Origin of the sequence: Bacteroides sp. AM54-2NS, from assembly GCF_003602935.1 — a bacterium.
Classification (GTDB): domain Bacteria; phylum Bacteroidota; class Bacteroidia; order Bacteroidales; family Bacteroidaceae; genus Bacteroides; species Bacteroides xylanisolvens.
On the sequence record NZ_QTMZ01000033.1, the window covers coordinates 17,707 to 30,771 of the forward strand.

The following is a 13,065-nucleotide window of genomic DNA, read 5'->3' on the forward strand; positions in this document are numbered from 1 at the left end:
AACCGAATCTTAATAACTGATCTTCACCCCGGCAAAGAAGCTTCTCGGAAGTGACGGACCATAGATATAGCCGGAGTCACGGTCAGCTCCTTTATCGAAGTCGTCCTGATAGGCATTGAAAATATTCTGTATGCCGGCATTCAACTGGAGGTTCATCGACTTATAAAGTTTGAAGTCATAAGCAGCTTTCAAACCGATGTCGAAAAAGTCTTTGGTATTCACCGTTATCGGATTTTCAAGGAATCCCGGAACCGGCTCGTGGGGAACCAGCATCGAACCGGTATAGGTACCGGAAAGAGCGATAGATAACGGTTTTATCGGGGTGTAGGTTGCTGTAAAATAGCCGTAAGTATTTGGCGTACGCATCATTTTCTTCACCGCCGGAGCTTCTTTGTTCCAGATGTGCGGTTTGCTGTAATGGCTCTGTTGCAGAGTGACTCCCGCCTGAACTTGGATTTTATTCAGGTAAGCCATCTTTCCTTCCAGTGTCAATCCCAGAACTTGCGCTCCTGATGCATTGTGACGGTACGTGTCAGAATTCCATCCACTACCTCTCCGTCGGTAAGGGCAAAAACATCCGACAACTTTGTATAGAATCCTTCTACCAGGAAGTTAACCTGAAACGCACCAAAACGATGATAAATATCTGCCGAAGCACTCAAGCTCTGTGATCTTTCTTCTTTCAGATTATCCGCCAGTTCAACCATCGCTACATTACCGCCTACATTTTCCACATGCAAATCTTCGTCGAAAGCCTGCGGAGCACGGAAGCCGGATGAGTAACTAAAACGAAGATTGATGTTTTCTGTCGGATTATAACGCAAGTTGGCACGCGGACTGAATATCACATGGTCAATCAGATTATGCTTATCCAAACGGCCGCCAATCAGGAATCCCCAATGATCATTTTTCCATTCGTTCTGAAGGAAAGCACTACCGATATTCACTTTCTGGTCTACCGTGCGGTTGTATCCCCACATGTTATCTTCCAGTTTGTCCTGATTGAACTCTATTCCGGCAGTCAGGTCGGAAGGCATGAAGATGCATTTGCCGAAGCTGTAGACATACTGTGAGCCTGCCATCCAGTTCAAGTCAGTGGTGTTTCCGTAAGCATCCAAAGGGTCTCTGTCACCTGGACCATAATAGCTGTCGCGATTGATATGCTGTGCAGATGCAAACACATTGAAACGATGGTTCTCGTTAGGGGAGAAATAATCGAACTTCAGTCCTCCGCCATTGATTGAGTGTTCGGTCTGCTCCGCCACATTCGCTTCATGAGGCGGGCGGTTCAATAAGTCTCCTCCCCTGCGGAATTCTTCCATGTGGTGATATTCAAAAGTAAGTTTCGAATAAGTCGTTGTTTTCAGGAACGAACGGAAACCAATTGTCTGACCGTGCAATTTGGGTATTTCGGAATATCCGTCGCCGTCATGGTCATACGCAGAACGGTGGCGGTTCTGACCGAAGATATACAGACCTGCACGCTGGTCGTCCGTCACGAGAGACGCATTCAATGCCGTACTGTTGTCGAAAGCGTCGCCATCGCCAATTCCCGTAATCGTATGAGATAACATACCGGAGTTGCGCATCGGTTCTTTGGTGATGATATTGATTGTACCGGCAATAGCAGATGAGCCAAACAGTGCCGACCCACCTCCACGCATCACTTCCACACGTTCTATCATGCTGGCAGGGATCTGCTCGATACCATACACACCGGAAAGCGCACTAAAAATGGGACGGGAATCGAGCAGGATTTGCGTATAAGGACCATCCAGTCCATTGATACGCACTTGCTGGAAACCGCAATTCTGACAATTGGACTCTACACGGACACCCGGCTGAAAGCTCAAGCCTTGCGCCAAAGTCGTAGAATTGGTATTCTCAAAGATTTTCAAATCTACTACATTCACCAGTGTCGGAGCCAGACGGCGGGTGGTTTCATTACGATTGGCAGATACGACTACGCCATCCAAAGCAACCGCATCTTCTTCTATCTCGAAATCTTCTTCCAATGTACGCCCTTTCTTCAGCGTCACATTCCGTCTGACGGTTTTATATCCCACCGAACTGACCTCCAGCACAAAATTACCTTCGGGAAGATTCTTCAAGAAATAATGCCCGGTAGCATCGGTCACAGTTCCGATGGTCGTACTTTTCAAGGCGACTGTAATATAGGGTAAATGCTCTTTTGTATTTTTATCAAGAATATGGCCAACGATATTGGCATCTGACTTACGTAATTCGGGATGATTAGGATATTCATGAGCTTGTCCTTCGAGGGCAGGCAACAATGTGCAGCACAGGCAGACAAGCGAAAAGATATATTTCTTCATTTTTCGTTTGTTATTCGTTTTCGATAAGTATTCACATGGATAGACAGATAATGCCCTACCTCATGCAAGGTACGGTATCATCATTTAAAGAATATAGAAACGAATAACCGGGGGTGCCCTAAGTCCCACTACCCCATGATACGGACAGTGATAGTGAGTATGTTGCGAACGTCCGGGCAACAAGCATAATAAGAAAGGAATAAAAAGGGAAAGAGCAAAAACAACAGCCGCACCGTCTGCCGTTAAGTGAGACAGAAAATGAATCAGTTGCAGTTCAACTGTAGAATGTTTATGTGCCGCCCCTTTCTTAAACGGGTGTGAATGGACGATTGTCACGCCATTGACCACATGCACGTGGGCAAAGAATGTAAAGCTTACCAGATACGATACAAATAGTATCGGCAAGAAGTAGCGTGTAATATTCAATAACAATCGTTTCACCTCATTTTTTCTTTGAGGCGGCAAAGATACGAACTATTTATTTAACAATCAATTATTATATAAAATTCTGTTAATATACAGCCGAGGCTATTACTTGAATAAACAGAATCAAGAATACCATGGCAATCGGATAAACAGTTGCGTAAGCTACGCTCGGAATATTGCTATCCACCATCGAGTCGGCGGCAGCGAGTCCCGGAGTACTTGTCATTCCTCCTGTAATAGTTCCCAGTAAATCGAGCAGACTGATTTTAAATACGAAATGTCCGACAATGGCTGCAACAAGCATCGGCACCAATGTGATGGCGGCTCCTACTCCGAACATCAATAATCCGCTTTCCTGGAAGGTAGCTACCAGATTCTTACCGGCAGAAGTTCCCACTTCGGCAAGGAAAAGAAGCAGACCTAACTGGCGCAACAACTGGTTGGCAGGTCCGGACATAGACCAGATAATGGGTCCTGTCTTACCTATCGCACTCAACACAAGAGCTACCATCAAAACTCCCCCGGTCAGTCCCGGTGAGAATGACAGGCTATCAGAGAAAGAGATATTTATTTTGCCGAACAACACGCCCAATACAATACCCATTGCAATGGGGAAAAAGTCCGTATCGGATAGTTTCTTCGCATTGTTTCCCAACAGGCGGGCTACTCCTTTAAGTCCTTCTTTCTCACCGACTACCATCAGTTTATCACCAAACTTCAAGACTAGATCGGGAGACGGAGATAAGTCAATACCGCTTCGACGAACACGAGTCACTGTACAACCAAAGTTTTTCTGTAAGTTCAAATCACCCAGTTGTTTGTTTATCATGTCTTTTTTAGTCAACAACAAAGATTCTATTTCCTGCGTTTTATCCAAAGGCAGTTCACCTTCTTCTCTCTTGCCTACCAACACTGCCAGTTGATCCAGTGATTCTTCGCTACCTACGGCTTGTATGTAGTCTCCTTCATGCAATACCGTGTGGGCTGTGGGAATCGAGATTTCATCATCATGCTTCAGACGTGAAATGACAGCACCCGTCATACCGCGCGCATTAATTTGCATCAGGCTGCGATCGAATACATTCGCATTAGTGACGCGATAAATGCAAGTTGTCAATTCAGGGAATTGTCCGCGACGTTCTATCTCCAGACGACGGGCTTCTTTATCTAAATCTACCCGCATAATTTTAGGCAACAGCTTGACAAACAGAATCACGCCGATCACTCCAAACGGATATGCGATACCGTAAGCAATGGATGCCAAAGGAGAATTAGTACTGTCGATGGCAACGGCCAAACCCGGCGTACTGGTTAGCGCTCCGGCGATCAGACCGACAACACTCGGTGTATCGATATCAAATGCATATTTCAGCCCGACTGCGGTAAGGCAGGCGGAACAAATAATAAGCATAGTGATGAGAATAAGCGTCTTTCCTTTGCTACGGAAAGAGTCGAAGAATCCGGGCCCTGCCTGAATACCGATGGTAAAAATGAAGAGCACCAAGCCGAAGTTTCCTAATTCTTTAGGAATGATAACACCAAAATGCCCGAAAAGAAGGGCAATGAAAATAACTGCCGACACATCGAGAGATAACCCCTTAATTTTAATTCTTCCCAGCATAAATCCCAATGCGACAATCAGGAAAAGGGAAAAATAAGAGGAATGCAATAAGTCAGTAAACATAAAAAATAAAGGTTAGTTAGTTTAAGGGCGCGAAGGTACGGATTTTATTTAATCCTCACAACATTCCTTGCAGCAAGTAGCCCTTTCGTCTTCAAACTCCAAAGTGGCATGATGGATGCCTGCCTCTTCGAGTGCTTCTTTTATATGATGTTTCACTTCTTCCAACTGTGTGATATTATCAATGACAATATGGGCAGTCAAAGCGGTTTCCGTTGTGCTTAACGCCCAGATATGCAGGTGATGGCAATTCTCCACGCCGGGTTGTTCCATGATAAGTTGCTGTATCTTTTGAGCGTCTATCCCCACCGGTACTCCATCCAACGACAACCGGAGACTATCGTGAAGCAATCCCCAAGTAGAGACAATAATGATAACAGCAATACCAAGTCCGATAATCGGGTCAATAATGCTCCATCCTGTATAGGTGATGATAATGCCGGAAACAACTACACCGACAGACACCAATGCATCTGCTGCCATGTGCAGGTAAGCCCCTTTCACATTCAGATCCTTATCTTTATCTTTCATAAAGAGCCAGGCAGTAAGCGCATTGATGACCACTCCCACCCCGGCTGTCCATGCGATGGCAGAACCATCTACGGAAACCGGGTGGAACAATTTATCTACACTCTCGGCAATGATTATGCCCACGGCAACCAATAATATAACTGCATTTAATAAAGAGACAAGAATCGTACTCTTCTTATATCCATACGTGTAACGGCTATTGGGATGAACTTTCTGCAACCGGAAAGCCAACATGGCAAGCACCAGACTGGCTACATCACCCAAGTTATGCCCGGCATCAGAAAGCAATCCCAGAGAATTATAATAAAACCCTACTCCGAATTCTACGATAACAAAAGCAATATTCAAAGTAATACCTATGATAAAAGCCTTATTGAGCGATGTCAACTGATGATTATGTTCGTGGTGATGATGAGGTTCCATATTATATATTGTTATTATATCTACTACCTTAAAAACATCTTATCGGGAGATTAGTTCATCCCCATTCCACTTTCAGCAATAGTAACGGCTCCCCTCCAGAAAAAACAAGCCACCGAAATGAATGAATCATCCCGATGGCTTATCCCCTTTAAACACCTTTAAACAAAATGAAAATATGCCTCATATACTAACTAAACTAACTAACCCTCGAGGCATATTTTAAAGAGGCTGTCGCATCAACCTCTTTTTATTATAGACAGCTTTCGCTCTCTAATCTTATTTACGAGCTTCGGCAATATAACCGAGAGCTTCTTCACATTTTGCAGTTACATAAGCCCAGTCTTCTGCTGCCACTTTATCTTTCGGGAACAACTTAGAGCCCATACCTACGCAGAATACACCAGCTTTGATCCATGCAGTCAGGTTTTCTTTAGTAGGTTCTACCCCACCTGTTACCATCAGCTTAGACCATGGCATCGGAGCCATCAAGCCTTTCACGAAGTTAGTTCCGTAAACATCACCCGGGAATACTTTGCAAAGATCGCAACCTACTTCCTGCGCAAAACCTACTTCTGATACGGAACCGCATCCCGGAGTATAAGCTACCGAACGACGATTACATACCTTAGCAATTTCAGGATTGAACAACGGACCTACTACGAAGTTAGCACCCAGCTGCAAGTACATAGCAGCAGTAGCCGGATCAACGATAGAACCGATACCGATTGCCATTTCAGGACATTCTTTTGCTGCGAACTTAACGATTTCAGCAAATACTTCCTGTGCGAAGTCACCACGGTTTGTAAATTCAAAAGCACGAACACCACCGTCATAACAAGCCTTTACTACTTTCTTTGCAACTTCTGCATCTTTGTGATAGAATACAGGAACCATTCCTGTAGAGCCGATCTTATTCAATACGGCTATTTTATCGAATTTTGCCATCTTAATTTCTTATTTTAAATGAATTGATTTTTCAAACTCTCAACTTATTTACCTCTGTACGCGACCGCTTGCGTCACCACCAGCCAATGCTTCTACTTCTTCTATAGAACAAGGTTGAAGTCACCATTGATAGTATGTTTCAATGCAGATGCAGCAACAGCGAATTCAAGAGCAGCACCCTGATTAGGTTTAGTCATCAAACCGTGGATGATACCGCCGGAGAAAGAGTCACCACCACCTACACGGTCGATAATCGGATCGATATCATAACGTTTTGAAGTATAGAATTCTTCTCCGTTGTAGATCATAGCTTTCCAACCGTTGTGAGTAGCAGAGAAAGATTCGCGCAAAGTAGAAACTACATATTTGAATCCGAATTCTTTCATCATTTGCTGGAAGATACCCTTGTAGCCTTCAGCATCTGTGTGGCCAGCCTCAACGTCAGCATCCGGTTTGAAGCCCAAGCAAAGTTCTGCATCTTCTTCGTTACCGATACATACGTCTACAAACTGCATCAACGGTTTCATGATAGACTGTGCTTTTTCTTTCGTCCACAGTTTCTTACGGAAGTTCAAGTCAACAGAAACAGTTACGCCGTGACGTTTTGCAGCTTCACAAGCCAGACGAGTCAACTCGGCAGCCTTGTCAGAAATAGCCGGAGTGATACCAGACCAGTGGAACCAGTCAGCACCTTCCATGATAGCATCAAAGTCGAAATCAGCAGCGTCAGCTTCAGCAATTGCAGAATGAGCACGGTCATAAATAACTTTGCTAGGACGCATAGAAGCACCTGTTTCCAAGTAGTAGATACCTACACGGTCGCCACCACGGGCAATAAAGTCTGTCTTTACGCCATATTTACGCAATGCGTTAACAGCAGACTGTCCAATTTCGTGTTTCGGTAATTTAGTTACGAAATAGGCGTCATGTCCGTAGTTGGCACAGCTCACTGCAACGTTAGCTTCTCCACCACCATATACTACATCAAAAGAGTCAGATTGAACAAAACGAGTATTACCCGGAGTTGATAATCTAAGCATGATTTCGCCTAATGTAACGACTTTCTTTCCCATAATCTTATGTTTTAAATTCTAAGTTATTAATATTATGAACTTTCAATTTATCATTCCAGCCCTATTTTAGGGGTTAACACACTGATAACATGACTATTAATCTATAAAAAGACTAACACCACATACCTTTCGTGTGCGGGCACAAAGATACAACAATTTTCGTAATTACAAAAATTGTTATATATTTGTATCGAAAATATTAAGATTATTATTGTGTGCGAGCACAAAAACCTATATAAATAAAGGTTATCGTATGAATAAATTGCCCGAAAGGATCAGAATCAAAGACATCGCCCGTCTGGCAGATGTATCAGTGGGAACAGTAGACCGCGTTATTCATGGACGTAGCGGAGTGTCGGAAGCCAGCAAGAAACGCGTAGAAGAAATTCTGAAGCAGCTTGACTACCAGCCCAACATGTACGCCAGCGCTTTGGCTTCTAATAAGAAGTATACGTTTATCTGTCTGCTGCCGGAGCATCTGGAAGGCGAATACTGGACAGCGGTAGAAACCGGTATTCACGAAGCTATTGCCACCTATTCGGATTTCAATACTTCGGTGAAAATCAACTATTACGATCCGTACGACTACCATTCATTCGAGAATGCCAGCGAAGCCATTCTGGCTTTACAGCCGGACGGAGTGATGGTAGCTCCTACCGCTCCGCAATATACGAAAGGTTTCACCGATCAGTTACAGGCATTGGATATACCTTATATATATATAGACTCCAACATCAAAGACGTTCCTCCCCTCGCCTTCTTCGGTCAGAACTCACGCCAAAGCGGGTACTTCGCCGCCAGAATGATGATGTTACTGGCACGGGATGAAAAGGAAATCGTTATTTTCCGCAAGATACATGAAGGAATTGTAGGTTCTAACCAGCAAGAGAACAGAGAAATCGGTTTCAGGCAGTACATGAAAGAACATCATCCGTCTTGTACTATACTGGAGCTCGACTTGCATGCCGAACGCAACGACGAAGACAATGAGATGCTGGATGAATTCTTCCGTACCTATCCGACAGTGAAGAACGGAATCACATTCAACTCTAAAGCCTATATCGTCGGCGAATACCTGCAAAGTCGCGGAAAGAAAGATTTCAATCTGATAGGCTATGACCTTCTGGAACGGAATGTCACCTGCCTGAAAGAAGGAAGCATCTCTTTCCTCATTGCCCAGCAACCGGAACTGCAAGGCGCCAATGGCATCAAAGCTCTTTGCGATCACCTTATTTTCAAGAAAGAAGTGACCTGCATCAACTATATGCCCATCGACTTGTTAACGGTAGAAACAATAGACTATTACCATAGCAAATAACAACAAAGTACAACTTTACAAGTACATTACATGGAAACAAAGTATTTAAGAATTAATCCTGCCGACAACGTTGCCGTTGCCATTGTTAACCTCCCGGCAGGAGAGCATCTTTCTGTAGATGGCATTGAAATTACACTGAACGAAGACATTCCTGCCGGACATAAATTCGCATTGAAGAATTTTGCTGAAGGCGAAAATGTAATCAAGTACGGTTATCCTATCGGACATGCACGAATGGCTAAGAAACAGGGTGACTGGATGAATGAAACGAACATCAAAACCAATCTCGCCGGATTGCTGGATTACACTTACAACCCGATTCAGGTTTCTTTGGATATTCCTCATAAAGATCTTACTTTCAAAGGTTATCGTCGCAAAAACGGTGATGTAGGGGTAAGAAACGAAATATGGATTATCCCGACAGTAGGTTGCGTAAACGGTATCATCGGTCAACTGGCTGAAGGACTGCGTCGCGAAACCGAAGGTAAGGGAGTGGATGCCATTGTCGCTTTCCCACACAACTACGGTTGCTCACAACTTGGTGACGACCACGAAAATACGAAAAAGATTCTTCGTGACATGGTGCTTCACCCCAATGCAGGCGCTGTATTGGTAGTAGGCTTGGGATGCGAAAATAACCAGCCGGACGTGTTCCGTGAGTTTCTGGGCGAGTTTGATGAAGACCGCGTGAAGTTCATGGTTACTCAAAAGGTAGGTGACGAGTATGAAGAAGGAATGGAAATCCTGCGTGATTTGTATGCAAAGGCTTCTAAAGACGAACGCACCGATGTTCCTTTGTCCGAACTGCGTGTGGGATTGAAATGCGGTGGTTCCGATGGTTTCTCCGGCATTACAGCAAACCCGCTATTGGGTATGTTCTCCGATTTCCTGATTGCACAGGGAGGTACAAGCGTATTGACCGAAGTACCGGAAATGTTCGGTGCAGAAACCATCCTAATGAACCGTTGCAAAAACGAGGAACTGTTTGAACAGACCGTCCATCTGATTAATGACTTCAAAGAATACTTCCTGTCACACGGAGAGCCTGTCGGTGAAAATCCTTCTCCGGGAAACAAAGCCGGCGGTATCTCCACCCTGGAAGAAAAAGCACTGGGATGTACCCAGAAGTGCGGAAAGAGCTATGTATCCGGCGTGATGCCTTACGGTGAACGTTTACAGAAAAAAGGTCTTAATCTGCTTTCTGCTCCGGGCAATGACCTGGTTGCAGCCACCACCCTTGCTGCAAGCGGATGTCACATGGTACTTTTCACCACCGGACGTGGTACTCCTTTCGGTACTTTTGTTCCAACCATGAAGATTTCCACCAACTCGACGCTGGCTAAAAACAAACCGGGATGGATTGACTTCAATGCTGGTGTAATTATAGAAAACGAACCGATGGAAAAGACTTGTGAACGCTTCATTGATTATATTATCAAAGTAGCAAGCGGTGAATTCGTAAATAACGAAAAGAAAGGTTATCGCGAAATTGCTATCTTTAAAACAGGCGTAACCTTGTAAACAGCTCTTTATCTGATAGAACAAATATATCGAAGATAAAAAGAAACATTGTTAGAACTATAGAGTTGCTATCCTCCACTCAATGATAAGTTGAACGGGATAGCAACTCTTTTTTGTATTACACCATATCGTCACCTGTTCTCTTAAAGGTAACACGGATTGTTTTATGAAAGGGAATAAAACGGGAAACCACAGCTATGACAACGGATATAACTAACAAATAACCCAGAATTTCTTTCAACGCAAGCAACAGGCTTTGCTGTTGCAGGGTATTATATAAAGAGTTTGTTGCCAGCTGTGCGGCTTCATTATACGGATGCCCTTGTGCAATTGCATTATTCAGAGACTGGTTATAGCGTGTTGCCGACAACGGATCGGCAGTGGTGACAGTCTCCGATAGAGAATACATATATTTCTGCTGTAAGCGGTACAGTACATTACTATAGAAAGAGGTTGCCAGAATAGGCGCCAATACGGAACGGAAAATAATCAGAAAGAAAGCATTCGACAATAAGTATTTCGGATTCAAGTCTTCCACGGCAAACAGGGCGAAAGCTATAATCAAAGTCAACATACCCAACCCACGAAAGAATATAGGCAGGTAGAGCATTTCATACGTGCTATCCGGAGAGATGCCAAAATACAGGATCGCAAAGAAAATCACAAAACAACTCATCCCTCCCGCTATCAGAAAACGGAACCGCCAACGTTGCCATCGGAACCACCAGAAACAGATAAAAGCACCGACTACATATCCCGGAAGCAAATAAATATAAAGGGAGTAGGTATGCGTAGTATCTACTTTCAGAATGACAGTCAGATAGTTAGTCAGCAATGTGGTCGATGTACTGAAAAACATCACAAGCATCATATAGAAATAACCTATAATCGCTTTGGGCTGGAATAAAGGAGCCAGACTTACATAAGGATTTTCCGAACGGCTCTGATACCAGATAAACAACGCAATCAACATAGGCGCTATGATGATATAGGCACAGATCTTACCGGAAGCCATCCAATCAAGTACTTTTCCATAATTGATAACGTACATCAGCATCAGTAACCCTACTGAAATAACAAACATCTCACGAATGTGCAGATCAGACCATGCAACGGCTTTAATGGGACGGTTATGACGGAAACAGATGATAACAAATAATATGGAAATCAAAATCAGCACCATCATAAAGTAATACATATACTTCCAGTTATAATGATACGCCAGTAAAGCCGTTACCAGCATCGAAGCCTGTCCCCCACCGTAAACCAACGGGTAAAAATAAGAATAAAACTCGCTACGTACATTCTTCGGACTGAAAATCTTTTGGGCATAACGAATAAACCACAACATAAGAAATCCTTTCAGAAAACCGACGGCAAAACTACAAACAATCAGAATATCTGCGTTTTGCGTACGTGCGCAAACCCAACTCAAGAAGAATTGCAGTACCAAATCAATCAATAACAGAGACTTCACAGAAAAGGCTGCCAGCACTTTAGGAATAATCGGATAAGCGATAGCCATGCCCGCCGAAGCGGCATAATACCCCATCGTTATATCTTCCGAATTAGTGCCCAGCGTGTTCGATACTTCCAGCATACTGCCTGTATATGAACCATTGAGCATCGTGACCGGGAGAATCACGATGAAAATACTGATAAGTCCAAGCCAATCGGGCACCCATTGACGAACAGGTGCCTCCAATTCTTTCATGGTAATCATTTGCGTAGAGCTTCTGTTTCCACCATCATCCCGGCTCTCAACTGCGCCATTTCTTCCGGAGAAACATCTTCCAAGTCAATCCGCACGGGTATTCGCTGTTGCACCTTTACAAAGTTACCGGCAGAGTTGTCCGTAGGAACCAGGGAATATTTAGACCCGGTTGCTTCGGAAATCGCGGTGACCTCTCCGTGAAAAGTCTTTCCGGGCACTGCATCTACCTTTACACGTACTTGCTGACCAATATAGATATTAGCAATCTGCGTTTCTTTATAATTAGCGGTAATCCATTTATCCTTGTTACGCACCAGATAAGAAATAGTCTGCCCAGCCGGCACATACTGACCGGGTTCAAGCGTGCGCCTGCCCATATATCCATCATAAGGAGCAGTGAGAACCGTATAAGAGAGATTCAACTTCGCCAAATCCAAATCTGCTTCCTTCCGCAAAATAGCAGCCTCCGCACCGGTTGTCTTCTTGCTTGTTTCCGCATATTGTGATAATGCCGCCTGTTTCTGCGCAACTAATGCCTGATAACGTGCCTTTGCAGCTTCATAAGCAGCTTTTGCCTGTTCATACTGCTGTTCCGGGACTGATTCTTCTTTCAACAGACGTTCAAAACGATGATAATCCTGTTCCAATTGCCAAAGTTTCGCTTTCGCTTCGGCAATGTTGGCATCCTGTACAGCAATATTCGTATGGGAAGTTTCAATTCCCGAATGAAGTACATCCTGCGAACCATGCGCATCCAACAATGCAGCTTCCGCTTCTTTCACCTTAATCTGATATTCACGATTGTCAAGCACCAGCAGCGTATCTCCCTGACGGACATATTGATGCTCCTTAAAACGCACCTCCTTTATATAACCCGAGCCCGGACATTCAAAGGAGCCACATATTGATCTACAAAAGCATCATTCGTCACTTCGTAATTAACGTAACGCCAAAAGTAAGTAGCCGTCCACCAAAGCCCGGAACCTGCCAAACAGATACATACCAAATTTAAAACAATATTACGAACTCTTACTTTTTTCAGTTTCTGCTGTTTTTCTTTCAATTCATTTGCCATAACAATTCACCCATAAATCATA

At 43.9% G+C, this 13,065-nt stretch carries 7 protein-coding genes and 3 pseudogenes; 2 read left to right on the forward strand and 8 right to left on the reverse strand.

Features of this window, described 5'->3' with window-relative positions:
* Positions 1–9: 9 nt before the first annotated feature.
* The 6 genes and pseudogenes from DXA05_RS18150 to DXA05_RS18175 form a co-directional block, all read right to left on the reverse strand.
* Positions 10–2,336 (reverse strand): annotated as a pseudogene (locus DXA05_RS18150) (TonB-dependent receptor).
* Positions 2,337–2,420: 84 nt separating this feature from the next.
* Positions 2,421–2,801 carry a hypothetical protein gene (locus DXA05_RS18155; protein WP_008022924.1) on the reverse strand — a complete coding sequence of 127 codons (381 nt, stop codon included), beginning with the start codon at positions 2,799–2,801 and terminating at the stop codon, positions 2,421–2,423.
* A 46-nt stretch (positions 2,802–2,847) separates the two neighbouring features.
* Positions 2,848–4,446 carry a TrkA C-terminal domain-containing protein gene (locus DXA05_RS18160; RefSeq protein ID WP_128859460.1) on the reverse strand — a complete coding sequence of 533 codons (1,599 nt, stop codon included), beginning with the start codon at positions 4,444–4,446 and terminating at the stop codon, positions 2,848–2,850.
* A 48-nt stretch (positions 4,447–4,494) separates the two neighbouring features.
* Positions 4,495–5,397 (reverse strand): cation diffusion facilitator family transporter, encoded by a 903-nt coding sequence (locus DXA05_RS18165; RefSeq protein ID WP_118407775.1) that lies wholly within the window; start codon positions 5,395–5,397, stop codon positions 4,495–4,497.
* A gap of 276 nt (positions 5,398–5,673) precedes the next feature.
* Positions 5,674–6,342: a bifunctional 4-hydroxy-2-oxoglutarate aldolase/2-dehydro-3-deoxy-phosphogluconate aldolase gene (locus DXA05_RS18170; protein ID WP_004300153.1), complete on the reverse strand. Its 669-nt coding sequence runs from the start codon at positions 6,340–6,342 to the stop codon at positions 5,674–5,676.
* A 48-nt stretch (positions 6,343–6,390) separates the two neighbouring features.
* Positions 6,391–7,415: pseudogene (locus DXA05_RS18175) on the reverse strand (sugar kinase).
* Between the two features lie 253 nt (positions 7,416–7,668).
* Between DXA05_RS18175 and DXA05_RS18180 the strand changes: the two are divergent.
* Positions 7,669–8,733, forward strand: a complete 1,065-nt coding sequence (locus DXA05_RS18180) for a LacI family DNA-binding transcriptional regulator (protein WP_004303832.1) — start codon at positions 7,669–7,671, stop codon at positions 8,731–8,733.
* Between the two features lie 30 nt (positions 8,734–8,763).
* Entirely contained in the window at positions 8,764–10,254 is a 1,491-nt protein-coding gene (locus DXA05_RS18185; protein WP_118407776.1) for an altronate dehydratase family protein, read from the forward strand.
* Positions 10,255–10,372: 118 nt separating this feature from the next.
* Here the strand turns inward: DXA05_RS18185 and DXA05_RS18190 are convergent, their stop codons facing one another.
* Both DXA05_RS18190 and DXA05_RS18195 read right to left on the reverse strand, forming a co-directional pair.
* Positions 10,373–11,977, reverse strand: coding sequence for an MFS transporter (locus tag DXA05_RS18190; RefSeq protein ID WP_165861527.1), 1,605 nt, complete (start codon positions 11,975–11,977; stop codon positions 10,373–10,375).
* Positions 11,974–13,043 (reverse strand): annotated as a pseudogene (locus DXA05_RS18195) (HlyD family secretion protein). The gene DXA05_RS18190 and the pseudogene DXA05_RS18195 overlap by 4 nt, the downstream one beginning before the upstream one ends.
* Positions 13,044–13,065 lie beyond the last annotated feature (22 nt).